This window comes from Heyndrickxia sp. FW510-T9 (genome assembly GCF_058781025.1).
Map to the genome: position 1 here is coordinate 21,653 of NZ_JBYSWK010000007.1, position 24,651 is coordinate 46,303.

Consider the following 24,651-nt stretch of genomic DNA (forward strand, 5'->3'; position numbering starts at 1 on the left):
GATGAAGATGAAAAAGCAGCGACTAGACATACTTCTTGTAGAAAGAGGGCTTATCGAAACGAGAGAAAAAGCAAAGCGAGCAATAATGGCTGGCATTGTTTTTTCTAATGAAATCCGTTTTGATAAACCGGGAGAAAAGGTATCTGAAGATATACCATTAATCATAAAAGGAAATGTTATACCATATGTAAGTAGAGGCGGATTAAAGCTTGAAAAAGCCTTAAAAGTTTTCAAGGTTGAAATACGAGAAAAAGTATTATTAGATATAGGTGCATCGACTGGGGGATTTACAGATTGTGCATTGCAAAATGGTGCAAAAATGTCATATGCACTCGATGTCGGATATAATCAACTTGCATGGAAGCTACGTCAGGATGATCGAGTAGTCGTAATGGAAAGAACAAATTTCAGGTATGTGACCCCAGCCGACCTTACAAGGGAAATGCCGAATTTTGCAACTATCGATGTATCCTTTATTTCTCTTTCACTGATTTTACCAGTGTTAAGAACTTTATTAGTTCCGAATAGTGATGTCATTGCACTTATCAAACCACAATTCGAAGCTGGTAAAGAGCAAGTAGGGAAGAAAGGAATTGTTCGTGATAAAAAGGTACATGAACAAGTGATTGACAAAATAGTTAATTTGGCAGTCGAATTAGGTTACAACACAGAAAATATTTCGTATTCACCTATAACAGGAGGAGAAGGAAATATTGAGTTTCTAATTCATTTAAAATGGTGTGGAGAGGAAAATGGACAAAACTTAATACCATTGACGATTAAAGAACTTGTTGAAGAAGCACATATGCAATTATCAAAAGGAGCATCGCATTGATTGCTTCTTTTTCTTTTCCTAACTACTGTCTAGCTCCATCACCAATCGGCTAGCCGATGAGCAAGGCACTTCCACTTTTCTTTTTAGTGTACATTTATTTTAAAATAAGCTAACATGATGATAAAGATATAGTGACATTTAAATGTCATGCATGAGGTGTTTTGGATGAGTAAGGGACAACGTCTAATAAAAATAAGAGAAATTATAACCACATATGATATTGAAACCCAAGATGAATTAGTAGACCGCTTAAAAAATGCGGGATTTAATGTGACGCAAGCGACGATTTCACGTGATATTAAAGAATTACATCTAGTTAAGATTCCTTTAAACGATGGACGATATAAATATAGCTTGCCTGCTGATCAAAGATTCAATCCATTGCAAAAATTAAAAAGAAATTTGACAGATGCTTTTATAAGCATTGATTATGCAGGGAACTTAATTGTATTAAAAACATTACCTGGAAACGCTCATTCCATTGGTGCTTTAATTGATATCCTCGATTGGGAAGAAATTGTAGGAACGCTTTGTGGTGATGACACATGCCTAATAATTTGCCGGGATGAGCAAAAATCAAAGATAATATCAGAAAAAATATTGGACATGCTTTAATAAATGAGGTGAACTAGCCTTGCTGCAAGAATTAACAATTAGAAATTTTGCGATTATTGATGAAATCAACTTATCGTTTGATAAAGGATTAACTGCATTAACAGGAGAAACTGGTGCTGGGAAATCCATTATTATTGATGCCATTCATTTACTTGTTGGTGGAAGAGGATCAGTTGAATTTATTCGTCATGGGGAAAAAAAAGCCGAAATCGAAGGGTTATTTTCAATTCAAAGTAATGAGCATCCATGTGTGGAACGGGCTCGTGAGTTCGGAATAGAGCTGGAAGATGGCATGATTGTTCTTCACCGAGATATTTCTACCAATGGGAAAAATGTTTGCCGCATAAATGGGAAACTCGTGACAATATCTGTTTTACGAGAAATTGGCAGCACATTGGTTGATATTCATGGTCAACATGAACATCAAGAATTAATGAATGATGTTTTACATTTACAGTTACTTGATCAATTCGGAAAGCCGGATATTGAAAAGGCTTCCCAAAACTATAGTGAGATTTTCAAACATTACGAACAAACATTAACACGTTTGCGTAAGCTTAGTGAAAACGAACAACAAATGGCTCATCGCTTAGATCTCATTCAGTTCCAATTACAAGAAATACAAAATGCAAACCTTAAGTTAGATGAAGATGAAGAGTTAATGGAAGAAAAAAGGAAGTTAATGAATTTTGAAAGGTTATTTGACGCATTAAAAACGAGTTTCGATGCCCTTCAAGGAGAACATAGAGGACTAGATTGGATTAGCTTATTAATGAGTCAAATGGAAACGGCAGCTGAGCTTAATAAAGATTATGAACCGATGCTGGACTCTATTTCGAACTGTTTCTATACCCTTGAGGATCTAACGAGGAGTATTAGCGACGAATTGGATCAACTTGAATTTCAACCAGATCGTTTAAATGAAATTGAAACGAGACTAAACGAAATTAATCAATTGAAGCGAAAATATGGACAATCAATACAGGGAATACTAGAGTATAGTGCGAAAATTGAAGAAGAAATTGAAACGATTACGAACCGTGAAAGTCATATTGAACAGTTACAAAAAAAGTTAACAACCTTAAAAAAGGATTTGTTTCTCGAAGGTAAGCAATTAAGTGATCTGCGACAAATTTGGGCTAAGAGACTAAAGGATGCCATCTCAAATGAATTAAAACAGCTTTATATGGATAAAACCATCTTTGAGGTTAGATTCCACCAAAGGGCTGAAAATTATGTAGATATGCAAGATATTCCTTTTAGGAAGGAAGGACTAGATATAGCTGAATTTTATATCTCTACAAATCCTGGAGAGCCATTAAAGCCACTAGCGAAAGTTGCTTCAGGAGGAGAACTATCCAGAATGATGCTTGCATTAAAAACGATCTTCTCTAAACATCAAGGTATAACATCTATTATTTTTGACGAAGTGGATACTGGAGTGAGCGGTCGTGTAGCCCAGGCAATCGCTGAAAAAATACATCAAGTTTCTGCCGATTCTCAAGTTTTTTGTATTTCACATTTACCTCAAGTAGCTGCAATGGCTGATACTCATTTATTTATTATGAAGGAAATGATAGATGGCAGAACGAGAACTACTGTGAAGCACTTATCACATGAAGAAAAAATTAACGAAATTGGCCGCATGATATCTGGAGTGGAAATCACAGATGTTACAAAGGAACATGCTAAAGAATTAATTGAATTAGCCTATACGATTAAAGGTACTTGAAAAGCTATCCATAATGGGTAGCTTTTTTTCATAAGCTTTTGTTATATTTCGAGCGTTTCAAGGCTAAATTAAAACTGTAGCAATTAAAAAGAAAGAAGTTTATTTCTGCTACAGAGCCAAATACAGATAATGTAATATGTGTGTGGACTAGAAGCGAGGAGAGTGAAAAGTTTGAAATGGGAACTTCTTAGAAAAATGTTAGGTGGATTTCTCCTTGTTTCACTTTGTTTTATAGGGTTTTCAAAACCTTTTCAAGAATATCTCCACATTCCAAAAAGTGTCACAATATTCAAAGGTGATGAAATAAATTACGCAAAAGCGGCTGAAGTGTCAACGAAAATTAATAACTCCAGGGACAATGTAAATGTTCAGAATGAGAAACATTCGTTTACTATTATGGGAAAAAAGGCTGGGAAAGATGAATTTTTTCTTGAGTTAGCAGGTCTACCAATCAAAAAAGTAGATGTGAATGTATTAAAAAACTTCCGAGTTATACCTGGGGGACAATCAATTGGTGTTAAATTAAATTCAAAGGGTGTGCTTGTAGTAGGACATCACTTAGTTGATACGAAAAACGGTAAGGTATCACCAGGAGATCAAGCTGGGATAAAAGTCGGAGACATTATAACAAAATTGAATGGACATACGATAGAACAAATGTCCGATGTAGCGCCATTTGTTCAAGAAGCTGGAGAAAGCGGTACAGCTCTTCAAGTAACGATTCAACGGGACTCAGGAAAATTTAATACACAAATTGAACCTCAAAAGGATAAAACGGAAAATATTTATAAGTTAGGATTGTATATTAGGGATTCGGCAGCGGGCATTGGAACAATGACGTTCATTGATCCAAAATCGAAAAAATATGGAGCATTGGGACATGTAATTTCCGACATGGATACAAAAAAACCAATTGTTGTAGAAAACGGACAAATTGTAAAATCAACCGTTACATCTATTGAAAAAGGAAGTAATGGAAATCCTGGTGAAAAACTAGCGCGTTTTTCATCTGATCGTGAAGTAATCGGTGATATACAACAAAACAGTCCATTTGGGATATTCGGTAATTTACACAAAATGATTCAGAATGGTAAATATGATAAACCATTACCAATTGCATTATCTGACCAAGTAAAAGAAGGACCAGCAAAAATATTAACTGTAGTAGATGGAGATAAAGTCGAAGCGTTTGACATTGAAGTGGTTAGCGCCGTCCCGCAAAAATTTCCTGCTACAAAAGGGATGATTATTAAGGTCACAGACCCAAAACTCCTTGAGAAGACAGGGGGAATTGTACAGGGAATGAGTGGCAGCCCGATTATCCAAAATGGAAAATTGATTGGAGCTGTAACGCATGTTTTCGTGAATGACCCAACATCTGGATATGGAGTTCATATTGAGTGGATGTTAAATAAAGCTGGTATAAACATTTATAACAATAAAGAAAAAGCAAGCTGAAAGAGTCATTCTTCAGCTTGCTTTTTCTTTAATTATTGTTTTAACCATAGAGATGCTTAATTAAATATGATATGATGAAAATAAAGATTTTTCGACAAATGTATTTTGTTATAGCGAAATCGGTCGAAAACAAGAGAAAATTAGAGAAAACGAGAGAAAAACTTATTTTTTTTAGAAATTTCAAATAAATAGAAGGATTTTAAATCCAATTGTCGAAAATGTTTATAGTACAAAATGTTAAGGGATAAAAACCGAGGAGGAAACTGCTAGTGAAGAAAATTAAAGTATTTGTTGTAGATGATAACCGTGATCTAGTCTTACTATTGGAAGAGTTTATTTCTTCTCAAGAAGATATGGAATTATCTGGTGCAGCATATAATGGCCAAGAATGCTTAGAATTAATTGAAGAGACTGCTCCAGATGTACTTATATTAGACATAATAATGCCTCATTTGGATGGACTTGGTGTGTTAGAAAAACTGAAAGAATTAAATCTGTCTTCAATGCCTAACGTAATTATGCTGACGGCTTTTGGTCAAGAAGATGTTACGAAAAAAGCAGTTGAACTAGGCGCATCTTATTTTATATTAAAGCCATTTGATATGGAAAACTTAGCAAATCAAATACGCCAAGTGAGTGGTAAAGCAAGTTCTGTCATTAAAAGATCATCATCCTCCATAAGAACCCATAGTGAAACAAAGACAAAGAATTTAGATGCCAGTATTACAAGTATCATTCATGAAATTGGTGTACCAGCACACATTAAAGGTTATTTATATTTAAGAGAAGCAATATCTATGGTCTATAATGACATTGAATTATTAGGTTCCATTACAAAAGTACTATATCCTGATATTGCTAAGAAATACAATACTACTGCCAGTCGTGTGGAAAGAGCTATTCGTCATGCGATAGAAGTTGCTTGGAGTCGTGGTAATATTGATTCCATTTCTTCCTTATTCGGTTATACAGTAAGTATGTCTAAAGCAAAACCAACGAACTCAGAATTTATTGCGATGGTTGCTGATAAACTGCGTTTGGAGCACAAAGCAAGTTAATAAAAAGTCTTTGTTAAATAATATTGTTGCCGCTCATACAGCCTTATGTGTACACGTTCACTAAAGTTATTCGTACCGAATAAAAGTCATTCACGTGTACACATAAGGCTGAAAATCAACAATAATTATTAACAAAGCCAATAAAAAAACAGACTCGAAAAGAGTCTGTTTTTCTTTTTTAAAATTAAGCTTTTTGAACGTTAGCAGCTTGAGGGCCACGTGCACCTTGCTCAATTTCAAATGTTACTTTTTGACCTTCGTCAAGTGATTTATAACCTTCGCCTTGAATCGCTGAGAAGTGAACGAATACATCGTCTCCGCCTTCAACTTCGATGAAACCGAAGCCTTTTTCGCTGTTAAACCATTTAACTGTACCTTGTGTCATTTTGTTTCCTCCTACTGTGTTACACACATGTATTACTATCCTTGCTCAAGTGATATTAGGCGATAAGTTTTAAATACTTTCTACTCCTTACATACCGAACAAAAATAATTCCTCTTAAGAATACCAGTTTTTTTAATATTAAGCAAGTAACTTCATTTTTATTTCCTTATTTCGGAATGTTAGAATAAAATGAAAGATAATAAATAATAATTTCACTTATATTTTGGGAATTCTTAATATTTATCTCGGCAAGCTTTAGATAAAATATTCAATAAGGAATCAAAAATGATAAAGGATGTGACAGCATGACCCTCATTTTTGCTCACCGTGGTGCAGCCGGTACATATCCAGAAAATACGATGGATGCATTTATAGCAGCGGAAAAAAGTGGTGCTGATGGGATTGAACTTGATGTTCAGTTAACTAAAGATGGTGAAATTATCGTTATTCATGACGAAACAGTGGACCGAACAACAAATGGTAAAGGATTCGTGAAAGATTTTTACTTGAAAGATTTACAAAAATTAAATGCCAGCTATCATTCCAAATCTCTCAAAACTTTTTTTAAGGCACCGCATATTCCTACCTTAAGAGAAGTTTTTGACTGGATGAAAGGGAATAATCTCCTATGTAATATTGAATTAAAAACAGCGAAAATTGAATATCCGCTAATAGAAGAAAAGGTTATCCAATTGATCCGTGACTATCATTATGAAGAGAGAGTAATAATTTCTTCTTTTAATCATTATTCTATCATTCATTGCTATCGTTTAGCACCGGAAATAGAAATCGCTCCATTGTACTCAGATGGATTGTTTATGCCTTGGATATATGCATCATCCTTACATGCTACAGCGATTCATCCAAATTATAAAATTGCATCGGATGACATTATTATATCTGCAATGGAATATGGGATCCAAGTTCGTCCCTACACAGTAAATAAAAAAAAGGATATAAAAAGGCTGTTAAATCTTTCTTGCTCTGCGATCATAACTGATTTTCCAAAACAGGCTATACAAATAAGGGAAGATTATCGAAAACATAAATAGAAAAAAATCTGCATGGATTGATATGCAGATTTTTTTTCGTCAATAAATTAAACTCTTTTACTAAAACGTTTCTGTACTTTATTACGTTTACGGTCACGATAAAAGATAAACCCAGTAACAAAGCCCAATCCTCCGATAAAGAAAATAAATCCTACTAAAAATTGAAGCCATAAATAAGGGAAAGGATGTTGTATTATTCCAAACAGCATGTCTCTCATTAATTTTATTCCTATCGCAGCAAAAATACCTGGTATTACTAAGATGAGCAATGCGATCAATCTTATCATCATAAAAACTCCTTACTGTTTTAAACTGGGCTGCTTTCGTATAGATTATTGTTTTTTGTAATTTGTTTTAAATCCTGAATTAGCCCTAGTTTCGGGGCATCTATTCTTAAAAGGCTACCCTATTTAAGTCGAATACGGATGGCTAGAATCTTTTTTCATAAAATTTGTAACGAAGTTTAAGAAATGAGCCTTACCTAAGAAAATGATATAATACACAATAAATTTGTCAAGTGAACACTTTTTCCTTACAATATAGGTATGAAAAATATTGCAATTTCAGGAGGAAAAAAATTGCAAAATGTTTTAGTAGTTGGTGGTGGAAAAGGCGGGAAAGCCATCCTGAAAATATTAAAGGATAGCCATGTCTTCAATGTAGTCGCCGTAACGGATCCAAATGAAAATGCTATTGGAATTAAATACGCAAGAGATTATGGAATCACAGTTGGAAAAGAATGGAGAAACTTTATTGATGATACCATTGATCTTATTGTGGAAGTAACGGGTAATGAACAAGTATATCGAGATATACTGAGCAATTGTAAGAAGGAAACGGTGCTTATTCCTGGAAGTATAGCCTATCTAGTTGCGAAATTATTAGAGGAGAAAGAAGATTTAATTCAGCAGCTTAAAGATGAAACCTATAAACATCAATTGATATTAAATTCTACAGATGAGGCAATGGTAGTTATCGATAAGGAAGGAACCATAATTTTCTTTAATCGCAGTGCTGAACGAATGACAGAAGCGCCGATAACCAAAGCTGTTGGGAGTCATATTCTTGAAGTTATTCCTAATAGCAAATTATTAAGAATAATTCAAACGAGAAGAATCGAAACAAATCAAGAAGCAGAATTAAAGAATGGCAAGAAAATTATTACAACAAGAATTCCGATGATTAATGATAATAATGAGGTTATCGGTGCCATTGCTGTTTTTAAAGATGTATCTGAAGTAGTAGCCCTTGCAGAAGAAATTACAAATTTAAAAGAAATTCAAACAATGCTTGAGGCAATTATTCAATCTAGCGATGACGCTATTTCCGTAGTGGATGAATATGGTCGCGGTATCTTAATTAATCCTGCGTACACACGAATTACAGGTTTATCAGAAGAACAAGTAATTGGACAACCTGCAACTGCAGACATTTCAGAAGGGGAAAGTATGCATTTTAAGGTTCTGCAAACAAGAAGACCTGTTCGTGGCGCGAAAATGCGTGTAGGACCAATGAAAAAAGAAGTGATTGTAAATGTGGCACCTATAATTGTAAATGGGAAACTTAAAGGGAGTGTCGGTGTCATTCATGATGTGACAGAAATTCAGTCACTTACAAAGGAACTTCATTTAGCACGACAAATCATCCGTACCTTAGAGGCTAAATATACTTTTGCTGATATTATTAGTCATTCGGAGGAAATGAATATTTCTGTTGAACAAGCAAAATTAGCAGCAAAAACACCTGCAACCATTCTTCTAAGAGGAGAGTCAGGTACTGGCAAGGAACTGTTTGCACATGCAATACATAATGCAAGTGACAGGCGATACAATAAGTTTATTCGTGTAAATTGTGCTGCAATTTCAGAATCATTACTAGAAAGTGAATTATTTGGCTATGAAGAAGGGGCATTTTCTGGTGCGAAAAGAGGGGGAAAAAAAGGTTTATTCGAAGAGGCAAATAATGGCAGTATTTTTTTGGATGAAATTGGTGAGTTAAGTATTAATACTCAAGCTAAATTGTTACGTGTTTTACAAGAAAATGAGATAATTCGTGTTGGTGGCACAAAGCCGATTCCAATTAATGTTAGGGCGATTGCTGCGACCCATGTAAACTTGGAAAAAGCTATTGCAAGCGGTTCCTTCAGGGAAGACCTATATTATCGTCTAAATCGGATGCCCATACAAATACCGCCATTAAGAAACAGAAAGAAAGAAATTCCGTTTCTATGTGAACGACTAATTCAAAAAATTAATCGTGATTACGGAAGAAACATAGAAGGAGTTACACATAAGGCACTAAGTTTGTTAATGGACTATGATTGGCCAGGAAATGTTCGAGAATTAGAAAACATTTTAGGTCGCGCCATCATTTTTATGGACTACAGTGAAATTAATATTGATGTTACACATTTAGATTTTTTATCCCTTAATAAAGATCAAAAATCATATCCTTCTAATTTACCCGAAAAAGATAAAGATTTAACAAGAATGGTGGAAGATTTTGAAAGCCAAGTTATAAAAGAAACTCTAGCAAATAATAACGGGAACAAAACTGCCACTGCAAAAAAGTTAGGAATATCAGTAAGAAATCTATACTACAAATTAGAAAAATACAATCTTGCAAACGCTGACATGCAATAATTATCATAGTGTGAATAATTTTGCACGGTGTGTAAAAAAGATGTTGGATAATATTTATGGATATTTTTGCGGAGAAATACGTTCAGTTAAAGGTTTTTATGAAAAATGTTGTTAAAAATTTAAAGTTGGTACGATAATTGCATTATAATTAAAATGTTGATGAAAATGAATGAAAAGGGGTTGAAGCAACAAGAATGGATTTAGACGTATTAATCAATAGGGCAACCCAAATTGATGAGGCAACCGTTGCAGTTGCTGTCGCAGAAGATACCGAAGTACTTGAAGCAGTTTCATTAGCAGTTGAAAATAAACTAGCGAAATTTATCTTGTTTGGTAATTCTGATCAAATTCATTTATTATTAAGTGAACACACACCGCATCTTTTGGACAATAATGATATTTTGATTAAACATACTCATTCTTCGGTAGAGGCATGTACTCAGGCTGTCATGGCAGTCAAAAATCATGAAGCTACTGTTTTAATGAAAGGGAATGTTGCGACATCAACGATTTTAAAGGAAGTCTTAAATAAGGATTATGGATTAAGAACTGGTAAGGTATTATCACATATCGCAGTTTTTGAAGTGCCAAGCTATGAGCGCTTTATTCTTTTGACAGATGCTGCTATGAATATTGCACCGAATCTTGAACAGAAGGAACAAATTGTTCAAAACGCGGTACAACTTGCAAATGCGATTGGTATTTCAAATCCGAAAGTTGCTGCGTTGGCTGCTGTGGAAGTGGTCAATCCGAATATGCAAGCAACGATTGATGCACATGCATTATACGAAATGAATCAAAATGGGCGTTTGAGCGGTTGCCAATTAGAAGGACCATTAGCTCTTGATATTGCTGTATCTAAAGAAGCAGCAAAACATAAAGGAATTGAAACAGATGTTGCTGGTTCTGCAGATATACTTCTCGTCCCAAATATTGAAACAGGAAATGCACTATATAAATCATTGATTTATTTTGCAAATGCACAGGTGGGTGCGATGATTGCGGGAGCAACAGCACCAATTGTTTTAACATCAAGATCTGATAGTGCAAAAAGCAAATTATATTCTCTTGCTTTAGCAATTTGTTCAACTAAAAAATGATAAAGGGGAAATTATAATGAAAATTTTTGAATACATGGGAAAATATGATTATGAACAGCTTTTATTTTGTCAAGATGAACAATCTGGATTAAAAGCAATTATTGCTATTCATGATACGACTCTTGGACCGGCATTGGGTGGGACAAGAATGTGGACATATGAGTCTGAAGAGGCAGCAATCGAAGATGCACTTCGTTTGGCTCGCGGTATGACATATAAAAATGCTGCTGCAGGTTTAAATCTCGGTGGAGGAAAAACCGTTATTATAGGTGATCCTAGAAAAGATAAAAGTGAAGAAATGTTCCGTGCTTTTGGACGCTTTATTCAAGGATTAAATGGACGCTATATAACTGCGGAAGATGTTGGTACAACCGTTGCCGATATGGACCTAATTCATGAGGAAACAAATTTTGTAACAGGAATATCACCTGCATTTGGTTCTTCAGGAAATCCTTCACCAGTTACTGCGTACGGTTGCTACGTAGGAATGAAGGCTGCTGCTAAAGAAGCTTTCGGTACAGATTCATTAGAAGGCCTTACTGTAGCGGTACAAGGTGTTGGAAATGTTGCTTTTGAAATGTGCCGTTATTTACATGAAGAAGGTGCTAAATTAATCGTTACTGATATTAATAAAGAAGCAGTAGGGCGTGCAGTGGAACAATTTGGAGCAAAAGCGGTTGACCCTAATGAAATTTATGGTGTTGATTGTGACATCTTTGCACCTTGTGCACTTGGTGCCATTATCAATGATGACACGATTCCTCAATTAAAAGCTAAAGTTATTGCGGGTTCTGCTAATAACCAGTTAAGAGAAACACGTCATGGTGATCAAATCCATGAAATGGGTATCGTATATGCGCCTGATTTTGTTATAAATGCTGGTGGGGTAATCAATGTTGCCGATGAACTTTATGGATATAATCGAGATCGTGCTATGAAGAAGGTTGAAGGTATTTATAATAGCATCGAAAAAGTCATTGAAATTTCAAAACGTGATGGTATCCCAACATATGTTGCTGCAGATAGAATGGCTGAAGAAAGAATTGCCAAAGTATCTAAGTCAAGAAGTCAGTTCTTGTTAAATGGCCGTCACATCTTGAATAACCGCGCATAATTATAGGTTTGCAAAACGCCTCACTTCTAGCTTTTCTTCTGCGGTTTAGGCAAAATGCCTTATACCCTTTATTGCTATAAGTGAGGCGTTTCTTGCTCATATCAAGGATGATGAATCCTTTCTGTACAGCAAATGGAGGTAACAGCTTTGTCATTGACAGATACCAATTTCAGAATACTAGTTATAAATCCAGGGTCAACCTCGACTAAAATAGGTATTTTTGAAAATGAGAACTCAATTCTAGAAAAAACAATCCGTCACAAAACGGATGAGATACAAAAGTTTGAAAATGTAATTGACCAATATGAATTTCGTAAGCAAACCATACTAGAAACATTGGATGGAGAAGGAATTAATATTTCTAAACTTGGTGCAGTATGTGGACGAGGTGGATTGCTTCGTCCAATTGAAGGAGGCACCTATTCCGTAAATGAAGCGATGCTTGAGGATTTACGGATTGGTTTTTCCGGTCAGCACGCCTCTAACCTCGGTGGTATTATTGCTTATGAAATCGCAAAAGGCTTAAATATTCCATCCTTTATCGTGGATCCTGTTGTGGTGGATGAATTATCGCCACTAGCGCGCATTTCAGGATTTTCTCTTATAGAGAGAAAAAGTATTTTTCATGCTTTAAATCAAAAGTCCGTAGCTAGAAAAGTGGCAAACCAATTAGGGAAAAATTATGAACAACTGAATTTAATCGTCGTCCACATGGGAGGCGGGATTACAGTTGGCGCCCATAAAAATGGAAGAGTTATAGATGTAAATAATGGGCTGCACGGTGAAGGGCCATTTAGTCCTGAAAGAGCTGGGACAGTTCCTGCTGGGGATTTAATTGATCTATGCTATTCAGGAGAATTTTATCGAAATGAGTTGACCAAGAAATTAGTTGGTCAAGGTGGTCTCGTTGGATATTTAGGAACGAATGATGCGGTCAAGGTTGAAGAAAAGATTGCAGACGGCGATGAAAATGCTAAGCTTATTTATGATGCGATGGCATATCAAGTAGCAAAAGAAATTGGGTCTGCTAGTGCAGTATTAATGGGTAAAATTGATGCTATCGTATTAACTGGCGGACTGGCATATGGAAAATCATTTGTTCATGAAATTAGCGAACGTGTTAGCTGGATAGCGGATGTAATTATTCACCCTGGTGAAAATGAGCTCCAAGCTTTAGCGGAAGGGGCATTAAGGGTTTTAAGTGGCGAAGAAAACGCAAAAGATTATCCAGGGAAAAACTGATAATAGAGGAGGACCCCATTTTGGCAAAAGAGTATGATTTAGTCATATTAGGTGGTGGAACGGGTGGTTATGTAGCGGCTATCCGTGCTTCACAGCTAGGTTTAAAGACTGCGATTGTGGAAAAAGGAAAATTGGGTGGTACATGTCTTCATCGTGGTTGTATTCCGAGCAAAGCATTGCTTAGAAGCGCTGAAGTTTATAAAACTGCAAAAAAGGGCGAAGAATTTGGAGTAGTAACAACCGATGTATCCATTAACTTTGATCGCGTCCAAGAAAGAAAAAATGGTATAGTTGATACCCTTCATAAGGGCGTACAACATTTAATGAAGCAAGGTAAGATTGATGTCTTTGAAGGAAGCGGAACGATATTAGGACCTTCCATCTTTTCACCTATGCCCGGAACAATCTCAGTAGAATTAAAAACGGGTGAGGAAAATGAAATGCTTATTCCGAAAAATGTCATTATCGCTACAGGCTCTAGACCAAGATCTCTGCCTGGTTTAGATATAGATGGCGAGTGTGTTATTTCATCCGATGAGGCATTAGAACTTAAAGAACTTCCAAAATCTATTATAATTGTTGGTGGAGGAGTTATCGGGATTGAATGGGCTTCCATGCTTTCCGATTTCGGTGTAGATGTAACCGTTATTGAATATGCAGACCGTATAGTGCCGACAGAAGATAAGGATATTTCAAAGGAAATTCAGCGTTTAATGAAGAAAAAAGGTGTAAACATCGTTACAGGTGCGAAGGTTCTTTCCGAAACACTACAAAAAGGCAATGACTCGGTATCGATTAGTGCTGAATTGAATGGTGAAAAGAAAGAATTCACTGCTGAAAAACTTCTTGTATCTGTAGGACGTGCTGCTAATACAGAAAATATTGGATTGCAAAATACCGATATCGTTGTTGAAAAAGGATTCATTCAAGTAAATGAGTTTTACCAAACGAAGGAATCACATATTTATGCGATTGGGGATGTAATTGGGGGATTGCAGCTTGCGCATGTTGCCTCACATGAAGGCATCACTGCAGTTGAGCATATTGCAAATGAAAATCCAGCACCAATTGATTATTCACTAATATCGAAATGTATTTATAGCAATCCAGAAATGGCCAGTGTAGGATTTACTGAAGATGAAGCAAATGAAAAAGGATATAATGTCAAAGTAGGTAAGTTTTCCTTCCGTGCAATTGGAAAAGCTCTTGTTTATGGTGAAGCGGATGGTTTCGTGAAAATCATTGCAGATAAAGATACGAATGATGTATTGGGTGTACATATGATAGGTCCACATGTAACAGATATGATTTCTGAAGCAGGCTTAGCACGTGTTCTTGATGCAACTCCTTGGGAAATCGCACATACCATTCATCCGCATCCAACATTAAGCGAAGCAATTGGTGAGGCTGCCTTGGCAGTAGATGGAAAAGCAATTCATGGTTAAGAAAAGCGGAAGTGCCATGCTCATCCGCTAGCCGATAGGCTTACTTACGTTAAACAATTACTAAACTTTTTAAAATAGGAGGTAGTAAAATGGCTGAAAATCGTCATCAAGCACTTGGATTAAGTGATGAAACTGTTTTAAAAATGTATGAAACTATGCTAATGGCAAGACGAATTGATGAGCGTATGTGGTTATTAAATCGATCTGGAAAAATTCCTTTTGTAATTTCATGTCAAGGACAAGAGGCTGCGCAAGTAGGGGCTGCTTTCGCACTAGACACTGAAAAAGATTATGTACTGCCTTATTATCGTGATCTTGGTGTTGTATTAGCATTTGGTATGACACCAACAGAAGTAATGCTTTCTGGATTTGCTAAAGCAGAAGATCCGAACTCAGGTGGTAGACAAATGCCTGGGCACTTTGGGCAAAAGAAAAACCGTATCGTAACTGGATCATCGCCAGTAACAACTCAAGTACCACATGCTGTAGGAATTGCACTAGCAGGCAAAATGGAGAACAAAGATCTCGTTACCTTTGTAACATTTGGTGAAGGATCTTCCAATCAAGGGGATTTCCATGAAGGCGCCAACTTTGCTGGTGTTCATAAGCTTCCAGTTATTTTTATGTGTGAAAATAACAAGTATGCTATTTCCGTGCCGATTGAAAAGCAATTAGCGTGTGAAAATGTATCTGATCGTGCAATTGGATATGGAATGCCAGGAGTAACGGTTGACGGAAACGATCCTCTTGAAGTTTACAAAGCGGTGAAAGAGGCTGCTGATCGCGGTAGACGCGGTGATGGTCCTACTCTTGTTGAAACAGTATCTTACCGATTAACAGCACACTCATCTGATGATGATGATCGCACATATCGTTCCAAAGAAGAAGTAGATGCAGCAAAAGAAAAAGATTCTATTTTCACATTTGCTAACTATCTAAAAGAGGTTGGCGTAATGAATGAAGAATTAGAAAAAGAAATAAATGATCGTATTATGAAAATCGTAAATGAAGCAACTGATTATGCGGAGAATGCACCGTATGCAGATCCGGAATCAGCTTTGGATTACGTATATGCTGAGGAAAAATAAAAAGTAGAATAGGAGGGAAAAGGAATGCCGGTAATTTCATATATTGACGCTGTAACAATGGCTATTCGTGAGGAAATGGAACGCGATTCTAAAGTATTTGTTTTAGGTGAGGATGTAGGAAAAAAAGGTGGGGTTTTCAAAGCAACACACGGTTTATATGATCAATTTGGAGAAGATCGCGTGCTTGATACCCCGTTGGCTGAATCTGCAATTGCTGGGGTTGGTATCGGTGCCGCTATGTATGGGATGAGACCAATTGCGGAAATGCAGTTTGCTGATTTTATTATGCCTGCAGTGAACCAAATTATTTCAGAAGCAGCAAAAATACGTTATCGTTCTAATAATGATTGGAGTTGTCCAATCGTCATTCGCGCACCTTATGGTGGTGGTGTCCACGGTGCCTTATATCATTCACAATCTGTTGAAGCTGTGTTTGCTAATCAACCAGGATTAAAAATTGTGATGCCATCTACTCCATACGACGTAAAAGGGTTATTAAAAGCTGCTATTCGTGATGAGGATCCGGTTCTGTTCTTTGAACATAAACGTGCATATCGCCTTATCAAAGGAGAAGTACCTGAGGATGATTATGTACTACCGATAGGAAAAGCGGATGTAAAACGAAAAGGTGAGGATATTACCGTTATTACATACGGACTTTGTGTACATTTTGCCCTACAAGCAGCCGAACGATTAGCTCAGGACGGAATTGAAGCACATATCTTAGATTTACGTACTGTTTATCCGCTTGATAAAGAAGCAATTATCGAAGCCGCTTCCAAGACTGGAAAAGTACTTCTACTGACAGAGGATAATAAAGAAGGAAGCATCATGGGTGAGGTTTCAGCAATCATTGCTGAAAATTGCTTGTTTGACCTTGATGCACCTATTATGCGTTTGGCTGGCCCAGATGTACCAGCTATGCCATATGCACCAACAATGGAAAAATTCTTTATGGTTAATCCTGAAAAAGTTGAAAAAGCAATGAGGGAACTTGCTGAATATTAAGAGAGGGAGGTTCATCAAACATGGCGATTGAAAACATAACTATGCCTCAACTAGGAGAAAGTGTTACAGAAGGTACCATTAGTAAATGGCTCGTTTCTCCTGGTGATAAAGTAAATAAATATGACCCACTTGCAGAGGTTATGACAGATAAGGTTAATGCGGAGGTTCCATCTTCCTTTACAGGCGTTATAAAAGAAATAATAGCAGCAGAAGGGGATACATTAGCTGTTGGCGAAATTATTTGTACAATTGAGGTAGAGGGTGGAGAATCATCAGGTACAAAGGGAAATGAGTCTGCTAATGTAGAAACAGCACCTTCTGCGTCAGAAGTTACTACAAACAATACTGGAAAAGTACGTTATTCTCCAGCTGTTTTGAAGTTATCTCAAGAACATAATATTGATCTTTCGCAAGTTAAAGGCACTGGTAAGGAAGGACGTATTACCCGAAAGGATTTATTGAAAATAATCGAATCGGGAACTATTCCTGCACCAATCGAAGAGAAGATTGAACAGCCAGTTGCTGCTAAAACTGCACCAGCTGCTGAACCAGTTAAAACTGCAGCATCAGCTCCTGCACCGAATATTCCTGTTATGCCAGGGGATATTGAAATCCCTGTAACTGGAGTAAGAAAAGCAATAGCAGCGAATATGTTGCGCAGTAAGCATGAGGCACCACATGCATGGACAATGATGGAAGTGGATGTAACAAATCTTGTAGGGTATCGAGACTCTATAAAAAATGACTTTAAAAAGCGTGAAGGCTTTAATATTACTTACTTCGCCTTCTTCGTTAAAGCAGTTGCACAGGCTCTGAAAGAATTCCCGCAAATTAATTCCATGTGGGCAGGAGATAAAATTATTCAAAAGAAAGATATTAATATTTCTATTGCAGTTGCAACTGATGATGCATTATTCGTTCCGGTTATCAAAAATGCGGATGATAAGTCTATCAAGGGCATTGCGCGCGAAATATTTGATTTAGCGAATAAAGTTCGAACTGGAACTTTAAAATCTGATGATATGCAAGGTGGAACGTTTACTGTGAATAACACTGGTTCTTTTGGCTCTGTCCAATCAATGGGAATCATTAATTATCCGCAGGCTGCCATTCTTCAAGTCGAGTCCATCGTGAAACGACCTGTTGTCATGAATAATGGGATGATTGCTGTTCGCGATATGGTAAACCTATGTATGTCATTAGACCACCGCGTTTTGGATGGTTTAGTTTGTGGCCGTTTCTTACAAAGAATAAAAGCCAATCTAGAAAATATAACACAAGAGAATACATCAGTTTATTAATAAAGAAAACCGCTGCCTATCAGCGGTTTTTTTATTTTTTAGAAATGACCTCAATTTTAAAAATTTTTTTGATGTTGATGGAATCTATTTCATTTTTATACTAAAATAATATTAGGTAAATTCTAATTCCATTTTATTTTCAGGTAATTGAAATCGGTTACAACCCTGGAGAAGGAGGCATTACTAAATGTCAACAAATCAAAAAGATTTAGGTTTGCAAACATTTCCCACCTACACTACCAATGATTGGATTGATTTAGTACAAAATTCATTCAAAAACAAAACAATAGATTCATTAAATAAAGAAACATATGAAAACATCAAATTAAAACCTTTATATACAAATGAGGACTTAGAGTTTGCAAAAATCGATCAATATCCCGGCTCACAGTTGCGAATACGTGGATTTGATTCGGTTGGCGATAAGCATAAATCATGGCATATTTCACAAAAAATCAAGAAGGGATACTGGGAGGAGCTTAAAACTTTATTAACGAGTGCAATCGAAAATGGCCAGGAAACACTATCCTTTGATGTTGATTTTTTGAATGACGTGGAGAACGTTGATTTATCGGATTTTAATACTGATGAAACTCCCATATTCTTATTGACGGCATATCATTTTGACATTTTAGCGGATAAAGTAGCTAAACTTAAATCCCCTGCACCTTTTGGAGTGATTGCCACAGATCCGATTTCTCGTCATCTCGATAAAGGAAAATTAGATGTTGAGCAACATCTGTTATTAAAAGAATGGAGTACACAGGTTTTACATGCAAATGAAACATTACCAAATATCAAAACAATTTTAATAGATACCACACCATATCATAATGGTGGAGCAAATGCCGTCCAAGAGCTGGCAATTGCATTATCAGAGGCTGTATTTTATATCGAATATATGAAAAATTATCAATGGCAACCTGAACAAACGGTTAAAAAGCTTGTTTTTCACTTTGCTATTGGCGGAAACTTTTTTATGGAAATTGCAAAAATAAGAGCTTTCCGAGCACTTTGGACAACGATTGCAAGGGCATATGAATTACCGCAATCCACAAATACTGTTACATTAAGTGCTGAGACATCCACCTTTACAAAGTCAGTATTAGACCCTTATGTAAATATGCTTCGAGCTGGAAATGAAGCCTTCGCAGCTATTCTAGGAGGAGTCGAATATTTACATGTTTCACCTTATGACGAAGTTTATCAAGAAAATAGTGATTTTTCAGGGCGAATTGCCAGAAATACGCAGTTAATATTACAAGAGGAAGCCCATCTTAGCAAGTTGGCAGATCCAGCTGGCGGATCTTATTATTTAGAGTCATTGACAAATGAATTAATTGAAAAGGCATGGGAGCTATTCCAAAAAATAGATGCATTAGGGGGAATAGTTGAGGGTTTAAAATCAGGATGGATTCAACAAGAAATTAGTCAAATCCTAAATAGTAGATTTCTAGATATGGAAAGAAGGAAACAATCTGTTATTGGAACGAATGTTTATGCAAATCCAGCGGAACAGGTTTCATTTGTTGATTTTTCACATAAAAAAGAAAAAGGTAATATGATTCCTATTTATCCAATTAGAATGTCACAGCCAATAGAGAAATTGCGAGAACGTGCCTATAATTTGGAGTCAAAAGGAAGCCATTTGAGTGCAGGATTAATTTGTCTCGGTGTATTAAAGGATTATAAACCAAGGGCAGATTTTGTTACAGGTGTTTTAGCTACAGGAGGAATTAAAACGAACTGGAGCAATTCCTGTATTAGCCTAGAGGATGTCAAAAAATATGTAGAGGAAAGCCAGTTCCAATATTATTGCATTTGTGGTACAGATGAATTGTACCAAAATTATGGGCAAAGCATAGGAGAATGGCTAAAAGCAAATTATCCTGCCATTAAAGTAGATATTGCAGGAAAACTATCTGCAGTGGAATTGGAAAGTTACCGCAATAGCGGAATAACCGACACAATCCATCTACATCAAAATATCGTTGAAAAAATCACATCTTTATTGAATTTATGGGAGGTGTAAAACAGCAATGAAGCCAAATTTTCAGGATATCCACCCTTTTGGTGATTTAGAAAATACAACAGCAACAGAAAATAAATATCCTATCAATCAGCAATCTTCAGGTTATATGACAAATGAAAAAATAAAAATAAATCCATTGTATACGAATGCTGATATGGAAGGATTTTCACATCTCCAAGATCTCCCTGGCCTTGAACCTTTTACGAGGGGCCCATACCCAACCATGTACGTTAATCGACCATGGACAGTAAGACAGTATGCCGGTTTTTCAACAGCGGAAGAAAGTAATGCCTTTTATCGCAGAAACTTAGCAATGGGGCAAAAAGGCTTATCTGTTGCTTTTGATCTAGCAACACATCGCGGCTATGATTCCGATCATCCGCGGGTAACAGGTGATGTTGGAAAAGCAGGAGTTGCCATTGATTCGATAGAAGATATGAAAATATTATTTGCTGGTATTCCATTAGAGCAAATGTCTGTATCAATGACGATGAATGGCGCCGTCTTGCCGATAATGGCTTTTTATATTGTTACTGCAGAGGAACAAGGAGTAAGCCCTGAAAAACTTGCTGGAACTATTCAAAATGATATTTTAAAAGAATACATGGTTCGTAATACCTATATTTATCCTCCTGAAATGTCAATGAGAATTATTGCAGATATATTTGAGTTTACTTCTAAAAAAATGCCGAAATTCAATAGCATTTCTATTTCCGGTTATCACATGCAGGAAGCCGGTGCGCCAGCGGATATCGAATTGGCGTACACGCTTGCAGATGGTCTCGAGTATGTGCGAACAGGGCTAAAAGCGGGCATCGACATTGACTCCTTCGCCCCACGCTTAAGCTTCTTTTGGGCAATTGGGATGAACTATTTTATGGAAGTTGCAAAAATGAGGGCAGCGAGACGGATTTGGGCAGAATTGATGAAACAATTTAATCCGAAAAATCCTAAATCATTGGCATTAAGAACTCATTCTCAAACCTCAGGGTGGAGTCTAACAGAACAAGATCCATATAACAATGTCATTCGTACGTTAATTGAGGCACATGCAGCTGCAATGGGGCATACCCAATCGCTTCATACCAATGCCTTGGATGAAGCGATTGCCCTCCCTACTGATTTTTCTGCTCGCATTGCCCGAAATACACAGCTTTATTTGCAAGAGGAGACAGGAATTACAAAGACAATCGATCCATGGGGAGGTTCCTACTATGTCGAATCACTTACAGATGAATTAATGAAAAAGGCGTGGGAACATATCGAGGAAATCGAAAGTTTAGGAGGAATGACGAAAGCAATTGAAACGGGTCTTCCGAAAATGAAAATCGAAGAAGCAGCTGCAAGAAGGCAGGCATTTATCGATTCTAGGCAAGAGACCATTATTGGAGTGAATCGCTTCCGTTTAGAACAAGAGGAACCGATTGATATCCTTAATATTGATAATGCAATTGTTCGACAAAAACAAATTGAAAGGCTGCAGAATGTAAAATCTAACAGAAATGAGGAGGAAGTTCAAAAAACAATTGAAGCTTTGACAGAAGCAGCACAAACAGGAAAAGGCAATTTATTAGAAATAGCAGTCGCAGCAGCAAGAGTACGGGCTACACTTGGTGAAATTTCTGATGCTATTGAAAAGGTATCAGGACGACATAAAGCAGTGATCCGGTCTATATCAGGCGTTTACGGCTCTAATTATTCAAATGACGAGGAAATTGCAGAAGTAATGGACATGACGAAGCAATTCATGGAAAACGAGGGCAGGAGACCACGGATTTTAATTGCGAAGATGGGACAGGATGGTCATGACCGTGGTGCCAAAATCATTGCTACTGCGTTTGCGGATTTAGGATTCGATGTTGATATTGGGCCATTATTTCAAACACCAAAGGAAACAGCTAGGCAGGCTGCCGAAAACGATGTTCATGTAATTGGTGTAAGCTCCCTAGCTGCAGGTCATAAAACACTTTTACCAGAATTGATTAATGAACTAAAAAGCATCGGCAGAGAGGATATCATCGTTGTAATTGGCGGAGTTATTCCAGCACAGGACTATCCTTTCTTAAAAGAAAATGGAGCGGTAGCGATTTTTGGACCAGGAACCGTCATACCGGTTGCTGCACAAAAAGTTATTGAAGAAATTTATCGTCGCCTTGGCTATGAGGAAGTGATGGAATAGATGACAGGACGAAAAAGTCCAGAATGGTCGGAATCGAATCAGTCGTTTTCAACGTCTTATATGCCTGGAGTTGAATCGTCACATGATGGTTTTCATGCATCTAGTAAAAAGAAATTTCGAAAAATAAAAAGTATTGATATTCCGATTGAGGAATTAGCACAAAAATTAATTAGTGGGGACCGTATCATGCTTTCCAAGGCCATCACTTTAATTGAGAGCAACGCAAAGCAGCATTATCAAATGGTACAAGATCTATTGAATCTTTTACTCCAAAATCCATTCCCATCTATACGAATTGGCATTACTGGAGTGCCAGGTGCCGGGAAAAGCACATTTATTGAGGAATTTGGCTATTCTCTCTGTGAAAAAGGGCATAAGGTAGCCGTGCTTGCCATAGATCCAAGTTCGACTGTTAGTGGCGGTAGTATTCTCGGTGATAAAACGAGGATGGAGAGATTAGCGAGACATCCCAATGCTTTTATTAGACCATCTCCGTCTACAGGTACACTTGGTGGTGTTCACCGAAAAACGAGGGAAAGTATTACAGCATGTGAAGCTGCAGGATACGATATTATCATTGTGGAAACAGTTGGAGTTGGACAAAGTGAAGTAATGGTTAGAAGCATGGTGGATTTCTTTTTGCTTTTATCTATAACAGGTGCGGGTGACGAACTTCAAGGCATGAAAAAAGGTATAATGGAACTAGCAGACGCTATTGTCGTAAATAAGGCAGATGGTGATAATAAAAAATTAGCTGAGAAAACGAAACGCGAATATAACCAAATTCTTCATTTTTTAATGCCTGCAACGAGAGGCTGGGAAACAAAAGCATATACTTGTTCTGCTTTAAATGGTGATGGGATTCAAGAATTATGGGAAATTATTCAACTTTTTATAAGGAAGACGAAAAATAACGGGATTTTTACAGAAAGGCGCCAATTACAAATTAAAGAATGGTTGTTTGCTATGATTCGTGAGCGGTTGGAGAATTCCTTTTTCCAACATTCAGAGATAAAGCAATCTCTTCCGCTGATTCAGGATGCAGTAATGAATGAATCAATAACGGTTTCTAATGCAGTCGATCATCTCTTTCAAAAATATCAAGGAAACAATAAAAAATAAATGTATATTATAGAAAAGGGAAATAAAAAAGGATAGCGTATTATTCCGCTATCCAAAAAACATCTAGGGAGTTTAGGGGTATGGATCTAGATGTATTAATATATTACCCCTATTAGAAATTCTTAAACATTCTTTCTTGAAAATTTAAACTAGATAATTTGATAATCAGATGAAAAACCTGTTATTATTAAGATGAGTTATGATAGGAAAGGAAGCGAATCAAAGAGTATGGACTTTAATATATTTATGAATGATGTCGTTCGTCAAGCACGTGATGAGGCTGTAAGTGCTGGGTATAATGAATTGAAAACAGCGGACGAAGTAGAAGCAGCTTTACAACAAAAAGGTACAACACTTGTCTTAGTAAATTCTGTTTGTGGATGTGCTGGCGGGATTGCACGCCCAGCGGCTGCACATGCTGTACATTATGATAAACGCCCTGATCAATTAGTAACAGTATTTGCTGGTCAAGATAAAGAGGCTACAGAGAAGGCACGCAGCTACTTTGTTGGATATCCTCCATCCTCACCATCTTTTGCACTTTTAAAAGACGGTAAGCTTTGCACAATGGTGGAAAGACACGAAATCGAAGGACATGATCCAATGTCTGTTGTAAATAAATTACAAGAAACATTTGATAAATACTGTGAGGAAGTATAGAACATAAAAAAACCTGGAATTGATTTTGTTTTTAATAATGAAAAGCCCAATGTATTCGTAAAAGATACATTGGGCTTTTCTATTATTTAAGGCTCTTTTCTTAAACTTTGTTGCTTTTTTAATACGGAATACTTAGGTAACATCTTATTTTGGTTAATATAAATAAGCTTTATAAGAATAGATGCCCCGAATCTGGTCTACATTAGTAATTAAAACAATTTACGAAAAACAACAATCTATACGAAAACAGCCTTATTTAAAGAAGATATGCTAGACCAGCTAAGAGCGTTGAGGCAATCATGGCAATTAGCATCAAATAGACTACAATTTTTTGAGTCTTTTTTGACATTTTTATCACTCCTTGATTATCCTTTACCTGTGGCTCTTTTCTTAATTTTTGTTGTTTTTATAGGCAAAAATCTCATAAATATCCTTATTAAGGTAAAGAATGAATTACCTTTTTAAGAAAAGATGCTCCGAAACAAGTCTGCATCAGCATTTATAGCTATTGCCGTTAAACAACAATCTATATGAAAACAGCCTTACCTAATGTTTATTTTAGTAGTGAATGGAGCAGGTGACA

The 24,651-nt window shown here is 36.5% G+C and carries 21 protein-coding genes; 18 read left to right on the forward strand and 3 right to left on the reverse strand.

Annotated features, from left to right (window positions below; translation table 11 throughout):
* The first annotated feature begins 1 nt into the window (after nt 1).
* The 5 genes from AC3WJF_RS05440 (at nt 2) to spo0A (ending at nt 5,698) form a co-directional block, all read left to right on the forward strand.
* Nucleotides 2-835, forward strand: coding sequence for a TlyA family RNA methyltransferase (locus AC3WJF_RS05440; RefSeq protein WP_492450110.1), 834 nt, complete (start codon nt 2-4; stop codon nt 833-835).
* Between the two features lie 165 nt (nt 836-1,000).
* Entirely contained in the window at nt 1,001-1,450 is a 450-nt protein-coding gene (ahrC, locus tag AC3WJF_RS05445) for a transcriptional regulator AhrC/ArgR (RefSeq protein WP_492450111.1), read from the forward strand.
* Between the two features lie 19 nt (nt 1,451-1,469).
* Nucleotides 1,470-3,182, forward strand: coding sequence for a DNA repair protein RecN (recN, locus tag AC3WJF_RS05450; RefSeq protein WP_492450112.1), 1,713 nt, complete (start codon nt 1,470-1,472; stop codon nt 3,180-3,182).
* 162 nt (nt 3,183-3,344) lie between these two features.
* Nucleotides 3,345-4,640 carry a SpoIVB peptidase gene (gene spoIVB / locus AC3WJF_RS05455; protein WP_492450113.1) on the forward strand — a complete coding sequence of 432 codons (1,296 nt, stop codon included), beginning with the start codon at nt 3,345-3,347 and terminating at the stop codon, nt 4,638-4,640.
* 269 nt (nt 4,641-4,909) lie between these two features.
* Nucleotides 4,910-5,698 (forward strand): sporulation transcription factor Spo0A, encoded by a 789-nt coding sequence (gene spo0A / locus AC3WJF_RS05460; RefSeq protein WP_492450114.1) that lies wholly within the window; start codon nt 4,910-4,912, stop codon nt 5,696-5,698.
* Nucleotides 5,699-5,882: 184 nt separating this feature from the next.
* Here spo0A and AC3WJF_RS05465 read toward each other — a convergent pair whose 3' ends face one another.
* Nucleotides 5,883-6,083 carry a cold-shock protein gene (locus AC3WJF_RS05465; RefSeq protein ID WP_492450115.1) on the reverse strand — a complete coding sequence of 67 codons (201 nt, stop codon included), beginning with the start codon at nt 6,081-6,083 and terminating at the stop codon, nt 5,883-5,885.
* 305 nt (nt 6,084-6,388) lie between these two features.
* Between AC3WJF_RS05465 and AC3WJF_RS05470 the strand changes: the two genes are divergently transcribed.
* A complete protein-coding gene (locus tag AC3WJF_RS05470) occupies nt 6,389-7,135 on the forward strand; it encodes a glycerophosphodiester phosphodiesterase (RefSeq protein ID WP_492450116.1) in 747 nt (248 codons plus the stop codon).
* A 47-nt stretch (nt 7,136-7,182) separates the two neighbouring features.
* Here the strand turns inward: AC3WJF_RS05470 and AC3WJF_RS05475 are convergent, their stop codons facing one another.
* Complete coding sequence (locus tag AC3WJF_RS05475; RefSeq protein ID WP_492450304.1) at nt 7,183-7,422, reverse strand: DUF2627 domain-containing protein; 240 nt, start codon at nt 7,420-7,422, stop codon at nt 7,183-7,185.
* Between the two features lie 291 nt (nt 7,423-7,713).
* On the opposite strand from AC3WJF_RS05475, the gene AC3WJF_RS05480 reads away from it, so the two are divergent.
* The 12 genes from AC3WJF_RS05480 to AC3WJF_RS05535 all read left to right on the forward strand — a co-directional run bounded on the left by AC3WJF_RS05480 (nt 7,714) and on the right by AC3WJF_RS05535 (nt 24,068).
* Nucleotides 7,714-9,777, forward strand: coding sequence for a sigma-54 interaction domain-containing protein (locus AC3WJF_RS05480; RefSeq protein WP_492450117.1), 2,064 nt, complete (start codon nt 7,714-7,716; stop codon nt 9,775-9,777).
* A gap of 194 nt (nt 9,778-9,971) precedes the next feature.
* Entirely contained in the window at nt 9,972-10,877 is a 906-nt protein-coding gene (gene yqiS, locus AC3WJF_RS05485; RefSeq protein ID WP_492450118.1) for a phosphate butyryltransferase, read from the forward strand.
* A gap of 16 nt (nt 10,878-10,893) precedes the next feature.
* Nucleotides 10,894-11,991, forward strand: coding sequence for a branched-chain amino acid dehydrogenase (gene bcd / locus AC3WJF_RS05490; RefSeq protein ID WP_492450119.1), 1,098 nt, complete (start codon nt 10,894-10,896; stop codon nt 11,989-11,991).
* A gap of 132 nt (nt 11,992-12,123) precedes the next feature.
* Complete coding sequence (buk, locus tag AC3WJF_RS05495) at nt 12,124-13,233, forward strand: butyrate kinase (protein WP_492450120.1); 1,110 nt, start codon at nt 12,124-12,126, stop codon at nt 13,231-13,233.
* A 20-nt stretch (nt 13,234-13,253) separates the two neighbouring features.
* A complete protein-coding gene (lpdA, locus tag AC3WJF_RS05500) occupies nt 13,254-14,678 on the forward strand; it encodes a dihydrolipoyl dehydrogenase (RefSeq protein ID WP_492450121.1) in 1,425 nt (474 codons plus the stop codon).
* Between the two features lie 89 nt (nt 14,679-14,767).
* Complete coding sequence (locus tag AC3WJF_RS05505) at nt 14,768-15,766, forward strand: thiamine pyrophosphate-dependent dehydrogenase E1 component subunit alpha (protein WP_492450122.1); 999 nt, start codon at nt 14,768-14,770, stop codon at nt 15,764-15,766.
* Between the two features lie 24 nt (nt 15,767-15,790).
* Nucleotides 15,791-16,774: an alpha-ketoacid dehydrogenase subunit beta gene (locus tag AC3WJF_RS05510; RefSeq protein ID WP_492450123.1), complete on the forward strand. Its 984-nt coding sequence runs from the start codon at nt 15,791-15,793 to the stop codon at nt 16,772-16,774.
* A gap of 20 nt (nt 16,775-16,794) precedes the next feature.
* The gene (locus AC3WJF_RS05515) at nt 16,795-18,075 is read left to right on the forward strand and encodes a dihydrolipoamide acetyltransferase family protein (protein WP_492450124.1); all 1,281 of its coding nucleotides are present in this window, start codon (nt 16,795-16,797) and stop codon (nt 18,073-18,075) included.
* A 187-nt stretch (nt 18,076-18,262) separates the two neighbouring features.
* Nucleotides 18,263-20,107, forward strand: coding sequence for a methylmalonyl-CoA mutase family protein (locus AC3WJF_RS05520; RefSeq protein WP_492450125.1), 1,845 nt, complete (start codon nt 18,263-18,265; stop codon nt 20,105-20,107).
* A gap of 7 nt (nt 20,108-20,114) precedes the next feature.
* Nucleotides 20,115-22,286, forward strand: coding sequence for a methylmalonyl-CoA mutase (gene scpA / locus AC3WJF_RS05525; protein WP_492450126.1), 2,172 nt, complete (start codon nt 20,115-20,117; stop codon nt 22,284-22,286).
* A complete protein-coding gene (meaB, locus tag AC3WJF_RS05530; RefSeq protein ID WP_492450127.1) occupies nt 22,287-23,408 on the forward strand; it encodes a methylmalonyl Co-A mutase-associated GTPase MeaB in 1,122 nt (373 codons plus the stop codon). It begins immediately after the preceding gene.
* A gap of 192 nt (nt 23,409-23,600) precedes the next feature.
* Nucleotides 23,601-24,068 (forward strand): BrxA/BrxB family bacilliredoxin, encoded by a 468-nt coding sequence (locus AC3WJF_RS05535; RefSeq protein ID WP_492450128.1) that lies wholly within the window; start codon nt 23,601-23,603, stop codon nt 24,066-24,068.
* 256 nt (nt 24,069-24,324) lie between these two features.
* Here AC3WJF_RS05535 and prli42 read toward each other — a convergent pair whose 3' ends face one another.
* Nucleotides 24,325-24,417: a stressosome-associated protein Prli42 gene (prli42, locus tag AC3WJF_RS05540; protein WP_492450129.1), complete on the reverse strand. Its 93-nt coding sequence runs from the start codon at nt 24,415-24,417 to the stop codon at nt 24,325-24,327.
* Between the last annotated feature and the right edge of the window lie 234 nt (nt 24,418-24,651).

Coding starts and splice junctions, on each gene's coding strand:
- AC3WJF_RS05440 (WP_492450110.1), top strand. CDS start 2: ATGAAGATGAAAAAGCAGCGACTAGACATACTTCTTGTAGAAAGAGGG.
- ahrC (WP_492450111.1), top strand. CDS start 1,001: ATGAGTAAGGGACAACGTCTAATAAAAATAAGAGAAATTATAACCACA.
- AC3WJF_RS05465 (WP_492450115.1), bottom strand. CDS start 6,083: ATGACACAAGGTACAGTTAAATGGTTTAACAGCGAAAAAGGCTTCGGT.
- AC3WJF_RS05470 (WP_492450116.1), top strand. CDS start 6,389: ATGACCCTCATTTTTGCTCACCGTGGTGCAGCCGGTACATATCCAGAA.
- AC3WJF_RS05475 (WP_492450304.1), bottom strand. CDS start 7,422: ATGATAAGATTGATCGCATTGCTCATCTTAGTAATACCAGGTATTTTT.
- yqiS (WP_492450118.1), top strand. CDS start 9,972: ATGGATTTAGACGTATTAATCAATAGGGCAACCCAAATTGATGAGGCA.
- bcd (WP_492450119.1), top strand. CDS start 10,894: ATGAAAATTTTTGAATACATGGGAAAATATGATTATGAACAGCTTTTA.
- buk (WP_492450120.1), top strand. CDS start 12,124: ATGGAGGTAACAGCTTTGTCATTGACAGATACCAATTTCAGAATACTA.
- AC3WJF_RS05505 (WP_492450122.1), top strand. CDS start 14,768: ATGGCTGAAAATCGTCATCAAGCACTTGGATTAAGTGATGAAACTGTT.
- AC3WJF_RS05510 (WP_492450123.1), top strand. CDS start 15,791: ATGCCGGTAATTTCATATATTGACGCTGTAACAATGGCTATTCGTGAG.
- AC3WJF_RS05515 (WP_492450124.1), top strand. CDS start 16,795: ATGGCGATTGAAAACATAACTATGCCTCAACTAGGAGAAAGTGTTACA.
- AC3WJF_RS05520 (WP_492450125.1), top strand. CDS start 18,263: ATGTCAACAAATCAAAAAGATTTAGGTTTGCAAACATTTCCCACCTAC.
- scpA (WP_492450126.1), top strand. CDS start 20,115: ATGAAGCCAAATTTTCAGGATATCCACCCTTTTGGTGATTTAGAAAAT.
- meaB (WP_492450127.1), top strand. CDS start 22,287: ATGACAGGACGAAAAAGTCCAGAATGGTCGGAATCGAATCAGTCGTTT.
- AC3WJF_RS05535 (WP_492450128.1), top strand. CDS start 23,601: ATGAGTTATGATAGGAAAGGAAGCGAATCAAAGAGTATGGACTTTAAT.
- prli42 (WP_492450129.1), bottom strand. CDS start 24,417: ATGTCAAAAAAGACTCAAAAAATTGTAGTCTATTTGATGCTAATTGCC.